The sequence below is a fragment of the Acidobacteriaceae bacterium genome, from assembly GCA_035944135.1.
Classification (GTDB): Bacteria; Acidobacteriota; Terriglobia; order Terriglobales; family Acidobacteriaceae; genus Granulicella.
This window is the reverse complement of record DASZBM010000002.1, coordinates 171,283-191,296: the sequence shown is the minus strand read 5'-3', so window position 1 is coordinate 191,296 and position 20,014 is coordinate 171,283. Positions and strand designations below refer to the sequence as shown.

23 protein-coding genes are annotated in these 20,014 nt (G+C 62.6%); 10 read left to right on the top strand and 13 right to left on the bottom strand.

Features of this window, described 5'->3' with window-relative positions:
* Positions 1–22: 22 nt before the first annotated feature.
* Complete coding sequence (locus tag VGU25_03505) at positions 23–2,332, top strand: GH92 family glycosyl hydrolase (GenBank protein HEV2576257.1); 2,310 nt, start codon at positions 23–25, stop codon at positions 2,330–2,332.
* A gap of 11 nt (positions 2,333–2,343) precedes the next feature.
* Here the strand turns inward: VGU25_03505 and VGU25_03500 are convergent, their stop codons facing one another.
* The 5 genes from VGU25_03500 to VGU25_03480 all read right to left on the bottom strand — a co-directional run bounded on the left by VGU25_03500 (position 2,344) and on the right by VGU25_03480 (position 6,104).
* Positions 2,344–2,877 carry a DinB family protein gene (locus VGU25_03500; GenBank protein ID HEV2576256.1) on the bottom strand — a complete coding sequence of 178 codons (534 nt, stop codon included), beginning with the start codon at positions 2,875–2,877 and terminating at the stop codon, positions 2,344–2,346.
* Positions 2,874–3,734 carry a glycine betaine ABC transporter substrate-binding protein gene (locus VGU25_03495; protein HEV2576255.1) on the bottom strand — a complete coding sequence of 287 codons (861 nt, stop codon included), beginning with the start codon at positions 3,732–3,734 and terminating at the stop codon, positions 2,874–2,876. Before VGU25_03495 ends, VGU25_03500 begins: the two co-directional genes overlap by 4 nt.
* Before the next feature lie 65 nt (positions 3,735–3,799).
* Positions 3,800–4,429: an ABC transporter permease gene (locus tag VGU25_03490; GenBank protein ID HEV2576254.1), complete on the bottom strand. Its 630-nt coding sequence runs from the start codon at positions 4,427–4,429 to the stop codon at positions 3,800–3,802.
* Positions 4,426–5,190 carry an ATP-binding cassette domain-containing protein gene (locus VGU25_03485; GenBank protein HEV2576253.1) on the bottom strand — a complete coding sequence of 255 codons (765 nt, stop codon included), beginning with the start codon at positions 5,188–5,190 and terminating at the stop codon, positions 4,426–4,428. The genes VGU25_03490 and VGU25_03485 overlap by 4 nt, the downstream gene beginning before the upstream one ends.
* Before the next feature lie 50 nt (positions 5,191–5,240).
* The gene (locus VGU25_03480; protein ID HEV2576252.1) at positions 5,241–6,104 is read right to left on the bottom strand and encodes an ATP-binding protein; all 864 of its coding nucleotides are present in this window, start codon (positions 6,102–6,104) and stop codon (positions 5,241–5,243) included.
* 210 nt (positions 6,105–6,314) lie between these two features.
* Between VGU25_03480 and gap the strand changes: the two genes are divergently transcribed.
* A complete protein-coding gene (gene gap, locus VGU25_03475; GenBank protein ID HEV2576251.1) occupies positions 6,315–7,319 on the top strand; it encodes a type I glyceraldehyde-3-phosphate dehydrogenase in 1,005 nt (334 codons plus the stop codon).
* Positions 7,320–7,405: 86 nt separating this feature from the next.
* Here the strand turns inward: gap and VGU25_03470 are convergent, their stop codons facing one another.
* From VGU25_03470 to VGU25_03450, 5 genes are all read right to left on the bottom strand, one after another.
* On the bottom strand, positions 7,406–8,017 hold the full coding sequence (locus VGU25_03470) for a PEP-CTERM sorting domain-containing protein (protein ID HEV2576250.1): 612 nt from the start codon (positions 8,015–8,017) through the stop codon (positions 7,406–7,408).
* Positions 8,018–8,460: 443 nt separating this feature from the next.
* Entirely contained in the window at positions 8,461–8,943 is a 483-nt protein-coding gene (locus VGU25_03465; GenBank protein HEV2576249.1) for a hypothetical protein, read from the bottom strand.
* Entirely contained in the window at positions 8,943–9,488 is a 546-nt protein-coding gene (locus tag VGU25_03460) for a sigma-70 family RNA polymerase sigma factor (protein HEV2576248.1), read from the bottom strand. The genes VGU25_03465 and VGU25_03460 overlap by 1 nt, the downstream gene beginning before the upstream one ends.
* Positions 9,489–9,525: 37 nt before the next feature.
* On the bottom strand, positions 9,526–10,443 hold the full coding sequence (locus VGU25_03455) for a hypothetical protein (protein HEV2576247.1): 918 nt from the start codon (positions 10,441–10,443) through the stop codon (positions 9,526–9,528).
* 108 nt (positions 10,444–10,551) lie between these two features.
* Positions 10,552–11,214 (bottom strand): DUF6629 family protein, encoded by a 663-nt coding sequence (locus VGU25_03450; protein ID HEV2576246.1) that lies wholly within the window; start codon positions 11,212–11,214, stop codon positions 10,552–10,554.
* A gap of 60 nt (positions 11,215–11,274) precedes the next feature.
* Here VGU25_03450 and VGU25_03445 point away from each other — a divergent pair, with 60 nt between their 5' ends.
* The 3 genes from VGU25_03445 to VGU25_03435 all read left to right on the top strand — a co-directional run bounded on the left by VGU25_03445 (position 11,275) and on the right by VGU25_03435 (position 13,490).
* Complete coding sequence (locus VGU25_03445) at positions 11,275–11,670, top strand: RidA family protein (GenBank protein ID HEV2576245.1); 396 nt, start codon at positions 11,275–11,277, stop codon at positions 11,668–11,670.
* 41 nt (positions 11,671–11,711) lie between these two features.
* The gene (locus VGU25_03440; protein HEV2576244.1) at positions 11,712–12,185 is read left to right on the top strand and encodes a hypothetical protein; all 474 of its coding nucleotides are present in this window, start codon (positions 11,712–11,714) and stop codon (positions 12,183–12,185) included.
* Between the two features lie 81 nt (positions 12,186–12,266).
* Positions 12,267–13,490, top strand: coding sequence for a phosphoglycerate kinase (locus VGU25_03435; GenBank protein HEV2576243.1), 1,224 nt, complete (start codon positions 12,267–12,269; stop codon positions 13,488–13,490).
* On the opposite strand, the gene VGU25_03430 is transcribed toward VGU25_03435, so the two are convergent.
* Positions 13,491–13,838, bottom strand: a complete 348-nt coding sequence (locus VGU25_03430) for a four helix bundle protein (GenBank protein ID HEV2576242.1) — start codon at positions 13,836–13,838, stop codon at positions 13,491–13,493.
* Positions 13,839–14,000: 162 nt separating this feature from the next.
* On the opposite strand from VGU25_03430, the gene tpiA reads away from it, so the two are divergent.
* From tpiA to rsmA, 3 genes are read left to right on the top strand one after another with little or no spacing between them, the layout of a single operon-like run.
* Complete coding sequence (tpiA, locus tag VGU25_03425) at positions 14,001–14,753, top strand: triose-phosphate isomerase (GenBank protein ID HEV2576241.1); 753 nt, start codon at positions 14,001–14,003, stop codon at positions 14,751–14,753.
* A gap of 40 nt (positions 14,754–14,793) precedes the next feature.
* Entirely contained in the window at positions 14,794–16,170 is a 1,377-nt protein-coding gene (locus VGU25_03420; GenBank protein HEV2576240.1) for an amino acid permease, read from the top strand.
* Positions 16,170–17,099 (top strand): 16S rRNA (adenine(1518)-N(6)/adenine(1519)-N(6))-dimethyltransferase RsmA, encoded by a 930-nt coding sequence (gene rsmA, locus VGU25_03415; GenBank protein HEV2576239.1) that lies wholly within the window; start codon positions 16,170–16,172, stop codon positions 17,097–17,099. Before VGU25_03420 ends, rsmA begins: the two co-directional genes overlap by 1 nt.
* Here rsmA and VGU25_03410 read toward each other — a convergent pair.
* Entirely contained in the window at positions 17,042–17,719 is a 678-nt protein-coding gene (locus VGU25_03410; GenBank protein HEV2576238.1) for a hypothetical protein, read from the bottom strand. The two genes, rsmA and VGU25_03410, sit on opposite strands and share 58 nt — an antisense overlap.
* On the bottom strand, positions 17,716–18,219 hold the full coding sequence (gene ruvC / locus VGU25_03405) for a crossover junction endodeoxyribonuclease RuvC (protein ID HEV2576237.1): 504 nt from the start codon (positions 18,217–18,219) through the stop codon (positions 17,716–17,718). Before ruvC ends, VGU25_03410 begins: the two co-directional genes overlap by 4 nt.
* Before the next feature lie 102 nt (positions 18,220–18,321).
* Here ruvC and VGU25_03400 point away from each other — a divergent pair, with 102 nt between their 5' ends.
* Both VGU25_03400 and VGU25_03395 read left to right on the top strand, forming a co-directional pair.
* The gene (locus VGU25_03400) at positions 18,322–19,287 is read left to right on the top strand and encodes an N-acetylmuramoyl-L-alanine amidase (protein HEV2576236.1); all 966 of its coding nucleotides are present in this window, start codon (positions 18,322–18,324) and stop codon (positions 19,285–19,287) included.
* Positions 19,284–19,979: a GerMN domain-containing protein gene (locus tag VGU25_03395; protein ID HEV2576235.1), complete on the top strand. Its 696-nt coding sequence runs from the start codon at positions 19,284–19,286 to the stop codon at positions 19,977–19,979. Before VGU25_03400 ends, VGU25_03395 begins: the two co-directional genes overlap by 4 nt.
* Positions 19,980–20,014 lie beyond the last annotated feature (35 nt).

Genomic DNA, 20,014 nt, shown 5'->3' with positions numbered 1-20,014 from the left:
TGCGAAGGAGATGAAATTTTCGATGACCACGTTGAAGCACGCTGGCCCCTTCGTTCTTGGACTTCTTACTTTCATCTCTGTTGCAGCCAATGGCTTGACCGCGCAGACCCCTTCGGCAAAAGGACCGACCGCGAGCGTAGACCCATTCATCGGTACCGGGCGTGGCCCGGGCGGACCCGTAAATCTCTTCCCCGGGGCCACGACGCCGTTCGGCATGGTGCAGCTCAGTCCGGACACTGAGGACCGAGGCTTCGGCTATCACTACGATCAGGATACGATTCGCGGCTTCAGCATGACGCACATGAGCGGCGTCGGCTGTGCGAATGAAGGCGATATGTTCTTCATGCCCACCACTGGCCCCATCGTCACGCAGATCGACGACATGCAATCACCCTACTCCCACAAACTGGAAGCAGCCGCGCCCGGTTATTACCAAGTGCAACTGTTGCAGTGGGACATAAACGCGGAGCTAAGCGCCACCGACCGCACCGGCATCGCGCGTTTCACATTTCCCGCCGGCAAGGTTGCCAACCTGCTCGTTCCCATCAGCCACACGCTCGACAACGTCACCGGCGCGCAAATCACCGTAACCGGCGATCGTCAGATCGAGGGATTCGTCGAAGACAGCGTCTTTTGCGGCGGACATCAGACATACAAAGTCTATTTTGTGATGACCTTCGATCGTCCGTTCTCCTCCTTCGGCACATGGAGCGGCGCGAAATACGGCGGTCCCGGGACAATCGCGTCAGGAAGCCGTTCAGCAAGTCAATCCACGCACGACGGATCGACCGGCGCATACGCCACCTGGGCTCCGCAGGCCCAGCCGCAGACGATCACGGCGAGGATTGCAATCTCTTACGTCGACCCCGAAGGTGCACAGAACAACCTCAAGGCGGAGTCCACCGGAAAAGATTTCTCCGAGATCCGCGACGCTGCTCTTTCCGCGTGGAATCGCGAGCTTAGTGTCATCGATGTCTCCGGCGGCAGTGCAACTCACCGCAAGATCTTCTACACGGCGCTGTATCACTCGCTGATGATGCCCAGCATCTTCAACGATGCGGATGGACGCTATCTCGGATTCGACGACAAGGTCCACCAGGTTGCTCCCGGCCATCTTCTCTATGCCAACTATTCCGGCTGGGATATCTATCGCAGCGAGATCCCACTACTCGCCATGATTGAACCCCATCGAATGGAAGACATGGCGCAATCCATCGTGCTGACGTACCAACAAGGTGGATGGATCGACCGCTGGCCACAAGTGAACCGCTACACAAACGTGATGGCCGGCAGCCCGCTCACCGTCGCTCTCGCCAACGCATGGCTCGACGGACTTCACGGATTCGACATCAAGTCCGCGTGGGAAGGAATGTACAAGGACGCGACTCAGGCTCCGCCGCCCCACCAGCCCTATGCAGGCGAAGAAGGAATCGACTGGATCAACAAGCTCCATTACGTGCCTGACGACAAGGTCCATTACGGCTCGGTTTCGCAGCTCCAGGAAGACACCATCGCCTACGCCTCTCTCTATCGGCTCGCAGTGGACCTCGGGAAAACGGACGACGCCAAAACCCTCTACGACCGCGCGCTCTATTACCGCAACCTCTTCGATCCCACAGACCGGTACTTCCGGCCGCGCAATGCCGACGGCCAATGGGTTCCCGATTTCAATCCAGCGCTGAACTGGCACGGCTTTATTGAGGGCACTGGCTGGCACTATCAGTGGCTCGCGCCCTCCGACATGGCATGGCTCGTGAATGCTGTCGGACGTGATCAGTTCAACCAGCGCCTCACCGAATTTTTCGATTACAAGATTCCCGCCTGGTACGCCCAGTACTACAACCCCTACAACGAAACCGATCTTCAGGCGCCGTTTGAATTCAACTTCTCCGGCGAACCGTGGGAGTCGCAGCGAGTAGTCCGCCGCGTCCTCGACGAGAACTACACCGACAAGCCCGATGGCGTACCCGGCAACGATGACTGTGGGGAGATGTCCTCCTGGGCCGTGCTGAGCATGATGGGAATCTACAGCGTCGATCCCGCCAGCCTTGCGTATGAGCTCGTCGGTCCCGTCTTCCCGAAGGTTGTGGTCCACCTCCAGCAACCCTACTCCGGCAAGTCATTCACCATTGAAGCGGAAGGTAATCCAGAAGCGGATCCGTATATTCAACGCGTGCAACTCAACGGCAAGTCGCGCAGCCAGAATTGGATTTCATTTCAGTCCATCGCTGCCGGCGGCACGTTACGCGTAACAGCAGGCGCGAAACCCAATCACAGCTGGGGCTCCGCGCCATCCGATGCTCCACCGTCGTTGAGCGATACCCGGCCGTGAAGCCCGCGCGGCTATGCGGGCCCGCTGACCAGCTTCGATGTTGTCACTGCCTGACCCACATGCCGAGCCGTGTGCTCGGCACAGTGAATCAACAGGCCGCCGACGGTCGTCGGCAACTGCTTGCGTCCGATGCCGCGAAATTCGTCATACGACTCCGGCTGGAACGCGCGTACCCGTTCCTTCGCCGATGCAATACCCTCGCGAAACTCGCGCAATACCTCCGCAGCCGTGCCCTGTTCCATCTCGCTCTTCAGCGCCGCAAGCTGCACCTCGTCGAGCATCCGTCCTTCCGCATACGTCAGCAATCGGTCGAGCGATCGCGCGATGTGACGCAGATGAAACGCGACCGGCGCGATGCCACCCGGCCGCGCAAGCATCGCCTCATCGCTCAATCCGCCACACCACTTTGCGATATCTTCCTCAGCCAGTTCAAGCGCATGGATCACACCGCGCCGCACAACATCAACATCGCCGTGCGTGCCGCGCATCCATGGTTCGATTGCATTCGCTGTTTTCTGATCTCTGCTCTCTGATCTCTCGTTCATAGCCCCTTCCGCTCCCGAAACTCGCGCACGACCTCCGCCACATCCCGATGCTCCGACTCAACCGCAAGATTCATCGCACGCATATCCTCATCACTCACCTTGCCTGCAAGCTTCTCCATCGCGACTCCAATCTGCGGCCATCGCTTCAGCGAATCCTCGCGGACCAGCGGCACCGCCTCGTACGGCGGGAAGTAGTGCCTGTCGTCCGCAAGCGCGACGAATCCATGAGACTTGATCGCCCCATCGGTCGAGTTCCCCGCGACAATATCCACCTGCTTCGCCGCGAGCGCCCGATATAGCAGCCCGAGCTCCATCGTTCGCGGCGGTCCCGTGAAATGCAACCCATACGCCGCGCTCAACCCACGCAACCCATCCGGCCGCTCGGCGAACTCATACCCTACGCCCAATCGCATCGGCGGATTCACCTTCGCCACATCCGAGATCGTCCGCAAACCGAGCCGTTGCGCATCATCGGCACGCATCACCATCGCAAACGTATCCTCGAACCCGAGCCCTGGTCCGACGCGAACACCATATCGCTGCTCATACAATTCCGCGACCCGCGCATGCACACACGCCTCATCGCACGTGCCGGGCTTCGGCAGTGGCTGCTTCAGAATCGCCGTCAGCGCCGTCCCCGTGTACTCCACGTACGCATCAATTCGATCCGAGATCAGCGCCTGCTGGCACAAATAACTCCCAGCAAGCCAGAACCTGCGCTCGACCTTGCCACCGCCGCTCGCCTCAATCTCCTGCGCCAGCAGCTCGCCGAGCACGACCTGCTCCGTAAAATTCTTCGCCCCAATCACAATGTGCGAGGACCGCGGAGGCGCACACGAACCACACAGCAGCGCCATCACGCTCACGGCCAGCAAGGCCCACCGGCTGACTCGCTGACTTGCTGACTCGCTGGCTAGCTCCATCACCGCCGCACCACCATCCGCTTCTCCGCCAGCCCAAGCAATCCATCCGCGCACAGCGCCAGCAGCGCCGCGGGCACCGCGCCCGCCAGCACCAGGCCGTTATCCACGCTGGCCACGCCGCGGAAGATCAACTCCCCCAGTCCACCCGCGCCAATCGCAGCCGCGATCGTCGCCACTCCCACGCACGTTACTGTCGCCGTGCGGATCCCCGCCAGGATGAAGCTCGCCGAAAGGGGCAGTTCTACGCGAATGAGTCTCTGCCACTGCGTCATCCCAAGAGCGTTCGCTACATCCACGAGCGCCGGATCAATCCCGCGAATCCCCGCATACGTGTTGCGCAGGATCGGCAACAACGCGTAGCCCACCAATGCAACAATGGCGAGCCTCGCCGCGCGGTCGCCAAGAAACGGTACCGGCAGAAGCAGTCCAAACAATGCCAGGCTTGGAATCGTCTGCACAATGTTCGCGAACGCGAGCACCGGTCGTGCCAGCCTCTCCCGTCGCGTGAGCAGAATGCCCAGCGGCACAGCGATGGCCACAGCAAACAACATCGCGCTGCCCGTCAGCCACACATGCTCAAAGGTCAGCGGGCCGATCTGCGATCCGTAGCGATCGAAAAAGTTGGTCATTCTGCCGGCACCTCCTGCGCGCGCCGAGCAGCCGCAACGTACGCGCGTATCGACGGCTCGCGCGACTCGAGCACCTCCGACGACGCAAGATTTGCGACGACACGTCCGTCCTCGATCAGAACCACACGATCCGCCAGATAGATTGCTTCATCAAGATCGTGCGTCACGATCAGCGTCGTCACACACGTCTTTCGCAGGAGCTCGCGCAGCATCGTCTGCATCTCCGCGCGCGTGAGCGGATCGAGCGCTCCGAACGGCTCATCCATCAGCAACACAGAGGGGTTGTTAACCAGCGCTCGCGCCACGCCTGCCCTTTGCCGCTGTCCTCCACTCAACTGCCATGGATAGCGATCGCGATACTCCGCATAGGAGAGGCCAACACTCTCCAATCGCCCTTTGACGGCCGCTTCCGTTTCGTCACCGTGGCCGGCCATGCCACCGTTCACGTCGAGCGGAAGCCTCACATTCCTGCCGATCGTCATGTGCGGAAACAATCCAGTCTCCTGGATCACGTATCCAATCCGCCGCCGCAGCGCGATCACGTCCTCCTCCGCCACATCCCGCTCATCAACGAGCACGCGCCCGCTCGTCGGCCGCACCAGCGCATTCACCGTTCGCAGCAGCGTCGTCTTTCCAGAGCCGCTGCGGCCCAGCAGCGCTGTTGTCGTTCCCTGCTCCACCCGCAGCGAAACGCCCCGCAAAACAGGACGGCCACCCACCGTGAAGCTCACATCCGCGAACTCCACCCCGTGAGTGGCCATCGTTCTCCTGCTTGTGGCTGCCGCGCTCTGCCTGCCCATGCGGCAGCGTTCTATGACTCCTCGACCGGCTCCTGTGCGCTGTCCGCACTCGCCTGCTCGCCGGAACCATTCGCCTGTGCTCCCTTCACGCGCACAACCGTGATCTTGTCGAAGCCTTCCTTGAACGCCGGCGGTCGAAGCCTCTCCGCCATCTTGTGCATCACCTCGTCCGAGACCTGGCGGTCGCGCTTCGCGTTCCGCTCCAGGCACACCGACAGCGGCACGTCGAAGAACACCGCCTGCACCTCGTACCCGAAGCTCTTCGCCATCTTGATCCACTGGCGGCGTTCATGCGGGCTCAGGTTCGTTGCGTCCACATAGTTCCACGGCATCTTGGCGATCAGACGCGCGCGCAGCAGACTGCGCAGCGTGCTGAACACCAGCCCCTGGTAGCGCTGGTCCGTGATGTCGTCGAACAAAATCGTGCGCAGCATGTCGCTCGAGAGCGGCGTCACGCCACGGCGCTTGTACCAGGTCGTCTTGCCGGACCCCGGCAATCCGATTGTCAGCACCACATAGCCTCGCGGCGATCTCGCAGGAACGGCCACCGGACCTGCCGGTGGCGTTGCCAGTGACTCCGGCTGCGTCTCTACCTCGACCTGCGGCTGCTGCTCAGCAGCCTGCGCGGCGCTCTGCGCCACATCGCTGTGCCGGCTCGCGTCGCCACTGTCCCGAGTCGCTTCGCCCGGCTGCAATCCATGCATCTCCGCCGCAACATCCGGCTGCGGTTCAGCTTTCAATCCGGTCTGCGGCTCGGTCTGCGATGAGTCAGGGTAGGCCGGCCGCAGTGGCGCCAGCTGGTTCGTAGGTATCTCTTGCCCAATCTTGCCCGTGGACTCGGAATCGTTAGGTCCACGCTTGGAACGTCTTCTCATGAGTTTCTCGCGCATCCATTCGCGCATACGCTGCTTTTATCACACGCGTGCCATGCCGCCCAAACCGTGCCCCCCTGAATATCTCAGGATGCGCTCTCATTTGCGGCGCATAGCACGCTTTGATAGCCTCAGTAGTTGGGAGCATGCGCGTCCTCATACGTTTCTGAACTACGCCACTCTCAAACAATTCAGATCGAGGTCAGCACGCAAATGGCAGTAAAGGTAGGTATCAACGGCTTCGGCCGCATCGGGCGCAACATTTTCCGCAGCGCACTCGGCAACAAAGACATCGAATTCGTCGCCGTCAACGACCTCACCACACCGGCCACTCTCGCACACCTCCTCAAGTACGACTCCATCCTCGGCAACCTGCCGAATCAGGTCTCGCACACCGAGAACTCCCTCACCGTCGATGGCAAGACCATCAAGGTCTTCGCCGAGCGCGACCCCGCCAAGCTCGACTGGGCCTCCGTTGGCGCCGAGATCGTCATCGAATCCACCGGCTTCTTCACCGACGCCGAAAAGGCCAAGGCCCACCTCGGCAAGACGGTCAAGAAGGTCATCATCTCCGCTCCGGCCTCGAACGAGGACATCACCATCGTCCTCGGCGTGAACGAAGGCAAGTACGACCCCGCAAAGCACAACGTCATCTCGAACGCGTCGTGCACCACCAACTGCCTCGCGCCCGTCGTCAAGGTCCTGCATGAGACCTTCAACATCACCTCGGGCATCATGACCACGATCCACAGCTATACCAACGATCAGGTCATCCTCGACACGCCGCACAAGGACCTTCGCCGCGCCCGCGCCGCTGCCCTCTCCATGATCCCGAGCTCCACCGGCGCCGCCAAAGCGCTGAAGCTCGTCATCCCGGAGATGGACGGCAAGCTCGACGGCTTCGCTATCCGTGTCCCGACTCCCAACGTTTCAGTGGTCGACCTCACGTTCGTCACCGAGAAGCCGATCGACGTGAAGTCGATCAACGCCGCGCTGAAGGCTGCCGCCGAAGGCCCGCTGAAAGGCATCCTCGGCTACACCGACGAAGAGCTCGTCAGCTCCGACTTCAAGGGCAATCCGCTCTCGTCCATCGTTGACTCCAAGCTGACCAAGGTTGTCGGCACCACCGGCAAGGTCATCTCCTGGTACGACAACGAGTGGGGCTACTCCAACCGCGTTCGCGACCTCGTCCTCTTCCTCGCGAAGAAGGGCCTGTAAAACACAACCCTGAACCTCACAGAAACGAAGAACGAGCGCGCGGAACTGAATCCGCGCGCTCGTTTGTTTTGAGGCGACTGATTTGTCTACGAGCGAGTCAGCTTGCGGCGGGCAGCTCCAGCTAAACCGGCAAGACCCGATCCCAGCAGGAACAGGCTCGATGGTTCAGGAGCAGCACCAATGAAGTTCTGCGGATCGTACGTGCCGTACTGATTCGTGATCGCTCCACCGTCATACAGGAAGAAGTCGTAATGACCCAAATCGCCGTTGGTGTAGAACGGGTTCGACGACATCTCAGCGTCAGTCACAAGATTTTGAGCAGCGGTGTCGAGAGTCATGGGATTAAAAATGTCCCACAATGCATCCTGAACATCGGCCGCATTCGTGCCGTTGTACTGGCTGTAGATGTACGCTTCCTCCTCATAGGCCTTCGCAAGGTTCGGATCGCTGGCGAGGAAGGTCGTAAGATCGGCGCCGTTCACGATATTGACTCCCCAGGTTTCGCCGCCCTGGATGTAACGGTCGTCGTTCATGCAGAACAGCTGCAGGCTCGCGCTTCCCGGGTTCAGCGTCAGGGTGTACGGACCGATCTCCCCGCCGCCGGGTGAGCTGTCAAAAGTTAGTGTGGGATCAGCTTTGGCCGTCAAAGAGACCAAAGCCAGGCAGACGCCTGGGAGTAGTGCCCATAGCTTTCTCATCTTTAGAATTCTCCTGACCCGTGCTGATACGAGTCACGTCCTCAAATGCGCGGTAACGTCTCTGCAACGCCGAAGCACACTTGGCCCCAAAACCACACGTTACCTTCCTCAAGGCACGCGTTCAGTTAGCGGCGGGTTAACGTTGTAGCCAGATGCGGACCGGTTACTTCAGACCCGATTCGCAATAGGCCGGCCGAAAGCAAAATGATTATTTGTCGCTATACAGTCGCAATCCGGCGGCCATTCTCACGCGAAGAGAAAATGTCCAGATTCGACCTAATCCGCACGTCCCGCGCCCACCTGTAATGTCCCCTATGCAGGAAATGTCACAGGGACTTCCCAGGCTTTTCCCTTTTTTGCGCAGGAAATAGGCTCAGATTTTCTCGGAAGGCTTGTAACCGACAGTAACCAGACGGCCAGCTCTTTCAGTAACAAATCGGCCCTTACTTACGCTCCAGCGTCAGATAAATCGCCAGCCCGGCCATTGTCGCCAGCGCCACCGCGCTCGCCACCACAAGCCCCACCCCAAAGCTCGCCAATCCAGACCGCGCCACTGCCCCTGCGCTCGCGTCAATCCAGCCGCGCCAGGCCGCCTCTCCGCCGCTCAGCTCGAACGCCAACCCCAGCCCCACGCACACCACCGCCAGCACCACCAGCATCTGCACACGCAGTGGCCTCTCCACCTGCTGCATCACCTCGCGCCTGCGGCGTAGCTGCGCGCGCCACCACACCAGCGCCGGCGGCTCCATCCGCGCCGATCGCATGCTGCTCGCACGCATCGCCCGCAGCGCCTGCGTCACCCGCACGCGCTCCCCGCACGCCCGGCACGCCTGCACATGGGCCTGCAACTCCGTACCAGCGGCCTCAGGCCAGTGCCCCAGCCGCAGCAGCTCGTCGATCTCCGCAGTCCGGCCGCAGCGCATCATCACGCACACTCCTCGCCCAGCAGATCCGCCATCCTTCGCCGTGCGCGGAACAGCATCAACCGTATGCTCGGAGACCGTAGCCCCATAATCTCGGCAATCTCCTTGTGCGAGTATCCCTCCGCGTGCGCCAGCCACAACAACTGCCGTTCTCGCGGACGAAGCTGCAACAGCCGCGGCTCCAGCATCATCTGCGCATCCGCCCCATCGCCGCCATCTCTCGCAAACATGCCCTCCGGCACATCTTCAATCGACGACGCCTTCGGCCTCCGCCAGTAGTCCCGCAACAGATTCGTCGCGATGCGGAAAAGGTAGCGCTTGGCATGCACCTCGCCATCCAGCGGCGTCGTCGAGCACAGCATCCGCACAAAGCTCTCCTGCACCAGGTCATCCGCCAGCGCCGGATCGCCCGACACCCGCATCAGGTACGCCCACAGCGGCCGCGCTGTCCGTTCGTAGAATCCAGCAAACGCATCTCTGTCCATGCGCGACTCGGCTGCAGCGCTCTCACCCGCCTGCACACTGTCGAGAACCTCATCCCAGGTCATCGCGACACCCTCATCCGGAGCGCGGCCTCACCTAGCCTCACTCGCGCCCCCGAAGATCCATCTCCGACTGTACGTGCGGCATCTCCATCAGGTTCAGCCGCCGCCCCAGCACCCACAACGCGCCCGCCGACAGAATAAGCCCGATTCCCGGCATCAACGCGACGATTCCCAGCACCAGCATCGTGGTTCCCGCGTCACCCACGACGTTCTTCAGCGACAACAGTCCCGCACCCAGCAACGTCAGCACCAGCCCCACCTGCAAGGTCGCGATCATCCGGGACACGAGGTTCGGCATCCGCCGAGACTCTGTCTCGGTCACAATCGGCGCCGCCTGCAGGAAGCGCTTGCCCGGCTCCGTCTCCATGTAGTTCAGCAGTTCCTGGTTGGTAGCAAAGCGGTCGATCAGCTTTGCATGCACCTCGCTCTGTAGCGTGAAAACCTTCGTCCATCGCCGGTTCTCCGCTAACGTGCGGAGGATCCACGCCAGCGCACACAGCAGCACGATCATCACAACCACCGGCGCAAGCGACTCGATCACTTCATGAGCCGGGCTCGGAGCAGATCGTCTCTCCTCAAAGCCCTGTTTCGGCTGCAGTATTTCGTAGTACCTCTGTTGCGGGCTGCGCAGCTCAGAAAACAGCCAGAACGAAGGATTGCGCCCAATCTCCGGATGCTGCGCCAGGAACGCCGCCAGCTCCGGATTGCTCTTCGCCACATACTGCTGGTCCGCCAGCAGCGACGGATCGCTCGACACCACCTCAGCCAGCGTCGGACTCAACCGCAGCAGTTGCATCAATTGCTGCTGCGTTGCGCCGAGCTCCTGTTGCGTTTCAGCAGCCGCGGCCGGTTGGACCTGCACCGGCGCCGGCGCCTGCGCCCCCACCGCCATCGGCGCAATCATCGCGCCGGCCAATACACCCACCCCCACCATCCGCATTCCCGCAGACCATCTCATCCTGCTCACCCTCCCAGGCGGACGCCTTCGCGCAGCCGCATATCCCTACTACGGCATAGCGCAGCCTCGGTTAACAGGTCAGAAGACAAACCGCCGGAGCTCCCCGACTCAAGTCGCGTGAGCGTATTGAAAGGGCCGGTGAAACCGGCTCTTCCAGAAGTACGCCAGGATAATCAGGCTCGACATGGCTCCGTACGCGCACCACAGCGACGTAAACGCATATCGCTTTACTTCCATCACCACCAGCAGAATTACCAGGTTGGCCGCGCCAAAGATCACCATATCTCTGATCTTCGAAAAGAACAGCGTGCCGCAAGTCGCAGCAACGTATAGGACTGCGACTTCAGTGTGGTTCGTACCCTGGTTCACATACACGATGCTGTGTCCCTTTACGGAAACCTCCAGCGGGTATGCAATCAACGCCCACAACGTATACAGCGTCAATCCTGTGCCAAGAGCTAGAAACGGAATCATTCGCCTTCGCTCCTTCACCGTCGGCTCAAAAAGCACGACACTCATCGGGAGCAGGAACGGCAGAAGTCCCTGGGCATACAGTACGAACGCCGCACCCATATCATGGGTTACCTGCGGCGATAGAACTCCATCCAACCCCAGCCACACAAATCCTTCAATCAGCTGATGAACCGCGAACAGCGTCGGCAGCGCAGCGAACAGCAGCTCGCGCCGGTGTTTCACCTTTGTCAGTGTCGCGACGCCGATGGACCCGAGCACCCCGCTTCCAACGAAATTCGCCGTCGCCGAAAAACACATCGCTACTCCTCTTTGATATTGCGCAGATCATATACGACCCCGCAGGACTATCCTCGTACCATGTCATTGCCCTCCGACGTCACGCGCATCCGCACGAACATCCCCGGCACGTCGCCCTACGAGCCCATCGTTGGCTTCTCCCGCGCCGTTCGCGTCGGCAACATCGTTCATGTCGCGGGTACCGCGCCCGTCGGCGCCGAAGACCTCTCTGCCTATGAGCAGGCCCGCACCGTCTTCGGCCTCATCGGAAACGCGCTCACCCAGGCCGGCGCAGGCTTCGAGCACGTCGTCCGCACGCGGATGTACATCACCCACACCGAGGACTGGGAGGAAATCGGCCGCGCTCACGGCGAGATCTTCGCGAACATCCGCCCCGCCGCCACCATGGTGACGGTCAAAGAACTCCTCAACCCGAAGTGGCGTGTCGAGATCGAAGCCGAAGCAATCCTGCCCTGAAAATCTCGCGCGGCCCTGGCCCTGCATCTACAATCGCGGCCATGACTGGGACATCCAGCCGCTCGTTCCTCAAAGCGCTCGTGCTCTGCCTGCTCGTCGCCGGCACGCTCGACATCTCCGACGCCCTCATCTTCTATGGCCTGCGCGGCGTCAGCCCCGAGCGCCTGCTCCAAAACATCGCCAGCGCCCTCATCGGACCGCAAGCCTTCCACGGCGGCCTCGCAACCGCATTGCTCGGCCTCGCCATCCACTACGCCATCACTCTCTGCTGGGCCGCACTCTTTCTCCTGGCCGCGGCACGCTTCGCCGTCCTCACTCGCCATGCCGTCATCGCCGGCCTCGTCTACGGGGGCATCATCTACGTCGTGATGAACTTCCTTGTCCTCCCGCTCACGCGTCTTCCGCCGCGCACTCACCTGCCGCCGCCAGTGATCCTCCTCAACGCCGTACTCGCGCTCCTTCTGTTCCAGGGCCTTCCCATCGCGCTCATCGCCCGGCGCTGCCTCCACGAATAATTTCGTAGAATCCAAACCCAATTCGCTCAAAAATCATATCCACTGGCAGACCCTCCCCCTCCGTCGTATATCCTCTTCGCAATGCCCAAGCTTTCGATCCGTGACCTCAACCTCGCCGACAAGCGTGTCTTCATCCGCGTCGACTTCAACGTTCCGCTCTCCAAAGAGGGCACCATCACTGACGACACGCGCATTCGCGAAACCATCCCCACCATCGAATACGCGCTGCGCCGCAAGGCCAAGGTCATCCTGGCCGCGCATCTCGGCCGCCCCAAGGGCAAGCGCGTCGATACGATGAGCCTTCGCCCCGTCGTCGACCGGCTGCGCCAGCTCCTCGAGAACGTGCTCACCAACGGCGAGAACGTCGCCTTCGCGCCCGACTGCGTCGGCCCTATCGCCCGCGAGATGGCCGGCAACCTCGAGTCCGGACAGACGCTCCTGCTCGAAAACCTGCGTTTCCACGCGGCCGAAGAGGCCAACGACCCGGCCTTCGCCAAACAACTCGCCGAGCTCTGCGACCTTTACGTCAACGACGCCTTCGGAGCCGCGCACCGTGCGCACGCCTCCACCGAAGGCATCACCCACTTCGTCAAGCAGAAGGGCGGCCAGTGCGCCGCCGGCCTCCTGATGGAAAAAGAGCTCACCTACCTCTCGAAGGCCGTGCTGGACCCCAACCGTCCGTTCGTCGCCATCATCGGCGGCGCCAAGGTCTCCGACAAGATCGAGGTCATCGACGCCCTGCTCAACAAGGTCGACGCTCTGCTCATCGGCGGCGCCATGGCCTACACCTTCCTCAACGCCAAAGGCCAGACCACCGGCAAGTCCCTCACCGAGCTCGACAAGATCGACGTCGCTCGCGCTGCCATGCAGAAGGCCGAGCAGCGCGAGGTCAAATTCCTCCTCCCCGTCGATCACTGCCTCGCCGACAAGTTTGCCGCCGACGCTAAGACCACGCTCTTCTCCGGCGACGGTCCCTTCCCCGAAAACCTCATGGCCCTCGACATCGGCCCCGAAACCATCAAGCTCTTCTCCGCTGAGATCGCCGACGCCGCCACCATCGTCTGGAACGGCCCCATGGGCGTCGCTGAACTCTCGCCCTTCGCCAAGGGCACCAACGCCATCGCGCGCGCGATCGCCAAGAATGAAGACTGTATCTCGATCGTCGGCGGCGGTGACTCCGTCGCTGCGGTCAACAACTCCGGCGTCGCCGACAAGATCACCCACATCTCCACCGGCGGCGGAGCCTCCCTCGAATTCCTCGAGGGCAAAACCCTCCCCGGCGTCGCCGCCCTCGACGATAAATAACTAAAGCCTGCGCAGCAGACCGTAGATCATCTTCCGCACCTCTACGGTCTCTGCGCTAAGGCTGTCGTATGTCTCCGGCTGGAAGTACCCCAGATCTCTCGCGAGCAGCAGCAGATAATCGAGCTCATTGGTCGCTGCGACACTCCGTCTGAGGTCTGCGACAAACTCCGAGCTTGCCTGGCGGCTGCATCCCTCCGCGATTCGCGTTGGAATCGCAGTCGCTGCTCTACGCAGTTGAATCGTGATTCCGAAGACCTCTTCTTTTGGTAGATTCTGGCTCGCGCGGTAAACAGCCAACACCAGCTCGTGCGCTCTCTTCCATACATCCAGCTTCCGAAATTCCTGCAATGGGCCCGCTTTCAGTTTCAGTCGTCAGTTTTCAGTTTCGAGTTTAACTGCGAACTGCAAACTGTGAACTGCAAACTGATCGCGCAAACCCTCACCCCGCCCGGCCTATGAAATACTTCCCTTGATCACCAAAAACCGTTCTCCTGGAGCTCTCTACACCGCATGCGCAAGCCGATCATCGCCGGCAACTGGAAGATGTACAAAACCCCCAACGAATCCGTAGCCTTCATCGAAACTCTTCTTCCACTCATCGCCGGCCATGAGCGCGACGAGATCCTCATCTTCCCTCCCTTCACCTCGCTCGCCGCCGCCATCATCGCCACTGACGACCACAACGTCCGCGCCGGCGCACAAAATATGCACTGGCTCAACGAAGGCCCATACACTGGCGAAATCTCGCCCACCATGCTCATGTCCATCGGCTGCCGCCACGTTCTGCTGGGCCACTCCGAGCAGCGTCTCTACTTCAACGAGACTGACGAGCGCGTCAACCTCAAGCTGAAGGCCGCCATCAACCACGGGCTCACGCCCATCGTCTGCGTCGGCGAAACCCTCACCGAGCGCGAAGACGGCCGCACCGAAGAGACCATCCGGACGCAAATCCGCGCCGCTCTCAAGAACGTCTCCTCCGCCGAGGCCCGCCGCCTCGTCATCGCCTACGAACCCGTCTGGGCCATCGGCACCGGCTCAACCGCCACACCCGAAATCGCCGCGGAAGCCCATCGCATCGTCCGCCACGAGCTCGGCAACTGCTGCAGCGGCGAAATGGCAGAGCGCACCCGCATCCTCTACGGCGGCTCCGTCAAGCCCGACAACATCACCGATCTCATGGCGCAGGACGGCATCGACGGCGCGCTCGTCGGCGGCGCCAGCCTCAATCCGGAAACCTTCGCCAAAATCGTCCACTACAGCTAACTCCACAAACATCACCCCACGCTCTGCTACGCTGCACACAATGCAGCCACCCGCATCTCGGGAGCAAGCCCCGCACGATCTTCCGCGTGTCCTCACCGCGCGCCACGCGATCTCCATCGTCGTCGGCATCGTCATCGGCTCCGGCATCTTCCTCGTCCCGCGCGAGATGATGGCCGCCACCGGCCGCGTCAGCATCGTCTACGTCGTCTGGATCATCGGCGGCATGCTCTCGCTCTTCGGCGCCATGAGCTACGCCGAGATCGCCGCGCTTCGCCCCCGCGTCGGCGGCGAGTACGCCTTCATCCGCGAAGCCTACGGCGATCTCCCTGCCTTCCTCTACACCTGGACCTGGGTCACCATCGCCAAGCCCGCGTCCATCGCCACGCTCGCCGCTGGTCTCATGCGCGTGCTCGGCGACTTCTCTGCGCTCAGCTTCCTCTCGCAACCGGCGTTCGCCCATCTGCTCTGGTCGCAGCTCGCAGCCATCATCGTCGCCTGGCTCATCACTGCGCTCAACATCATCAGCACGCGAGAATCCGCCAACGTCCAGACCGCGCTCACCTGGCTCAAGATCATTCTCATCGTCGGCATCGCCGTCGTCTGCTTCGCCAGCCTCCGCCACGGCTCGCTGCACAATCTCGCCACAACTTACTTCGGCGCGCACGCCGGCATCACTGGCTTCATGACCGCGCTCATCGCCGCGCTCTGGGCCTACGACGGCTGGTCCGACCTCTCGCAACTCGCCGGCGAAGTCCGCGAGCCGCAGCGCTCGCTTCCTCTCGCCTTCGTCGGTGGCGTCGCGATCGTCGCCGCGCTCTACATCCTCATCCAGACCGCCATCCAGTACATCCTTCCCGCCGCACTCATCGCCGTTTCGGACCGCCCCGCCGCAGACGCACTCCGCGTCGTCGCCGGCAGCGCCGGTTCTGCGCTCGTCACCATCGGCATGGCTGTCAGCATCTGCGCCACTTTAGTCGGTAGCTCACTCTCCGGCGCTCGCGTCCCCTTCGCCGCCGCACGGGACCACCTCTTCCCTCGCACACTCGCCGCCATTCATCCAGGCTTCCAAACGCCCGCTGCGAGCCTTATCCTCCAGGCCGTCCTAAGTTCGCTTCTGCTCCTCGTTATCGGCAAATACCAGGCACTCTTCTCGCTCGCCATCGTCTCCGAGTGGCTCTTCTACGCCCTCACTACGTCCACCGTCTTCGTCTTCCGCCGCCGCGACCCGCACGTCTCGCGCCCCTACAGCGTCAACGGCTATCCCGTCACTCCCGCCCTCTTCATCCTCTCCGCATTCGTTGTAATCGTCTTCAGCTTCATCACCGAACCGCGCAATTCCATCGCCGGAGCCACCGTCATCCTTCTCGGCGTGCCAATCTATTGGTGGATGCGCTCCCGCCAGCGCCGCACCGAATAATGCCGAAACAAAAACCCAAACTCGGCCAGAACTTCCTCACCGACGAGACCGCCTGTCTGCGCATCGCCGACGCCCTCGGCGACATCACTCAGCGCACCGTCGTCGAAATCGGCCCCGGCCACGGCGCCATCACATCCATCCTCGCCGCGCGCTGCGCCCACCTTCACTGCATCGAGTTCGACCCCGCCCTCGCCCGCGAACTCACCTTCAAGTTCCGCGCCAACCCGCGCGTCACCATCCACCACGCCGACATCCTCCAGTTCAACCTCGCCCAACTGCAAACTGAAAACTGCAAACTGAAAACTGAAAATCAAAACCCCACCACGAATCCTGATCAGCTCGCAGCTGACAGCTCGCAGCTGGGAGCTGAATGCACAACCCCCGAACCCGCCACCCTCGACGTCATCGGCAACCTCCCCTACTACGTCACCTCCGACATCCTCCTCCACCTCTACGCCGCCGCACGCGCCAACCTCATCCGCCGCGCCGTCCTCATGATGCAGCGCGAGGTCGCCGACCGCATCACCGCCGCACCTGGCGTCAGCGACTACGGCGCGCTCTCCGCCTTCACACAACTGCACGCGCACGCCGCGCCGCTCTTCACTCTTCCACCCTCAGCGTTCTCTCCGCCGCCGGACGTCTACTCCACCGTCGTGCGTCTCGACTTCGCCCCGCGCTTCGCCGAACTCCACGTCGACCCCGAGGGCTTCAATCGCTTCCTCCGCGCTGGCTTCGCACAAAAGCGCAAGACGCTCTCGAACAACCTGCGCGCCGCGGGCTTTACTCCAGCGCAACTGCAACACGCGTGGCCGCACGATCTCCCCGCGCAGGTTCGCGCTGAAGCTGTCTCACTTGAATCATTAGCCGAGCTCTATCGCTCGTTGGAATTGGGATCGTACCCCGCCGGCACCGGCGCGCCCGCGTCCTGAAGCAGCCGCGCCGCCCTGCGCCGCACCCGATCGATCACATGATCGTCCTCGACCAGCGCCTGCAGCACCGGCGCAATATTCACGATCTCAATCGCGCTCCCGCTCTTCTGCGCCGCCACCAGTTGCTCCATCTCCGCGTCCAGCCCGAGCCGGTCATAACGCAGATCATGCTCCAGCCGCTTGCCGCGCTGCATCGTCTCCGCAATCGCCTGGAACGTCGCCGTCGTGCCCATCAGCCCAGCGTCATCCGAGTAATTGAACGTGCACTCCGCCGTCTTGTCCGCAATCTCGTAGCGGATCGTCTTCTCGCCCGTCTTTGCGATGTTCTTCGCCTTCGTCTCGCACTTTCCGCTCTTCACCGCGTGCTCGCCCAGCTTCACGCGCTCCAGCGTCGCCGCACTCACCGTCAGCGGAATCTCCTTCGCATCCGCTGATCCACTCTCGACGTACATCCCCGCACCATCAGCCTGCAGCCGCACCTTCCAGCCAGGCTCTGCGTCGTCAGTCCGCGGTGTCATCGACAGCTCCACCACGCTCCACTTCATGGATGAAGCGCTCGCACCCATCGCCACGGCGCCGAACACCGTCGCAGCCAGCATCGCCAACGCGGCTCGTCTCATCGCCGCAAACCTTCCGCGGTCTGCGCATGATGAATGTGGCAGATCGCAATCGCCAGCGCATCCGCTGCATCGGCCGGCTCCGGCGCGCGCTCCAGGTCCAGCAGCCGAGCCACCATAAACTGCACCTGCTCCTTCGCCGCCAGCCCGTATCCCACCACCGCGCTCTTGATCGAGAGCGGCGCATACTCTGCGACCGGCAACCCGCAGTTTGCCGCCGCCAGCATCGCCACGCCGCGCACATGCCCCAGCTTCAACGCGCTCTTCGCATTCGCCGCAAAAAACACATCCTCAATCGCCACCACCTCCGGCTCCCACATCTCCATCAGCGCCATCAGCTCGGCATACACGCACCCCAGCCGCACCGGCGTCAGGTCCTTCTTGTTCAGCTTGATCGCCCCCGCGCACAGTGGCTTCAGCCGCGGGTTCCGCGCCGTCTCATCGACCTCCACGACGCCGTAGCCCGTAAACTCCGTTCCGCAGTCGATCCCGAAAACGCGCATGATTGTTCCCTCAGTCTACCTCTGCCCGGCCCACCAAATCGCCCCGCGCGCATCTCAACCGGTACAATCGAACCCACTGAGAACTCGACCGAAGGCGACTGCTTGATCTCTCTGCAAAAGACCCAAGTCCGACACATCGCCCTCCTCGGCACGATGTTCCTCGTCGCCTTCGCGCTCTCCGCCCTCGGCCGCCGCCAGCAATCCCAGCCCGCAACCACACCCCCGCCATACCAGAACTCCTTCCCCGTCACGCACACCACGCCCCAAACCGCACCCACAGCGAGTCCCACCTCCTCCCAAACAACCACCACCGCGCCCAAGCCACAAACCCCAATCAAGACCCCGGCCGAGCGCCTCCACAGCGCCCTCATCAGTCTCCCGCCGCTGCCCTTCCATCCCACCACCATCGTCATCGACCCCGGCCACGGCGGCTCCGACTCCGGCTCCCGCATCTCCGACAACATCGTCGAGAAGGACGTCACCCTCGCGCTCGCCTTCCGCCTGCGTTCGCTGCTCACCGCGCGCGGCTTCAACGTCGTCCTCACCCGGCAGGACGACAAAGCGGCCAACCCCAACCCACCCTTCGCTCCACTCACCCTCGACGACCGCGTCGGCATCGCCAACCACGAGCGCCCCTCTGCCTGCATCTTCCTCCACGCCACCTCCTCCGGCAGCGGCGTCCACCTCTACACCTCCGAGCTCACGCCCGCGCCCGGCGAGCTCCCCGCCGCCCCCTGGCTCACCCTCCAGGCCCCCTGGGTCGCGCAGTCGCAGCGCCTAGCCGGCCGCATCGCCGACGCACTCAATCGCTCTCACATTCCCCTCGTCAACGGCACCGCCTCCATCCGCCCCGTCGACTCCGCCACCTGCCCCGCGCTCGTCTTTGAACTCGCCCCCCGCACCGACGACGCCGATTCCATCAACGACTGGAGCTACCAGCAGTCCGTCGCCCAGGCCGCCTCCAACGCCCTCATCCTCTGGAAGGACGCCGTCCAGCCGCCGCCGCACCTCACCCCGCCTGCACCGCCCGCATCCACGACGCCCACCACAGCCGAGGCCAACCAATGAGCGTCCGCACCTATCGCATCCTCTTCTGGGTCGCCGTCATCGCCATCGTCGCCATGGGCATCCGCCTCTTCGCACATCGCGAAGCCCGCCGCGGCCGCATCGAGCGCCTCGCCGACTCCATGCCCCTCGATGCTCCCTACACCGACGAGCAGCCCGTCACCCTACTCCTCGCCAACGACGACGACGGCAACATCACCGCCACCACCCGCCAGATCGCCCTCCCCTCCGAGACCACCGCCCGCGCCCGCGCCCTTCTCGACCACCTGGTCACCGAGTACGCCCTCCCCGGCTCCGCCCATCCGCTCGAGCCCGGCCCCGCCGTCGACGAAGTCTTCCTCCTCCCGCTCCCCCTCGTCGGCCACGCCGTCGACAACTCCCTCGCCACCGCCGACGGCCGCACCCCCACCATCCCCGTCGCCTCCGACGACCCCAACGCCCCCCAGCCCTCCACTCCCGGCGGCCAGCTCGCCGTCATCGACCTCCGCGGCTCCTTCGTCAACCAGCACCCCTCCGGCGTCGAAGTCGAAACCCTCACCATCTCCTCCATGATCGGCACCCTCCACGCCAACCTCCCGCAGATAGAGCAGGTCCGCTTCCTCGTCGACGGCCAGACCCGCGAAACCCTCGCCGGCCACGCCGACTTACTCCGCACCTATCCCTCCCGCGACACCTCCACCAGCACCAACCAATGAGCAGACTCGACCAGCCACCATACCGGGTGCGCCAT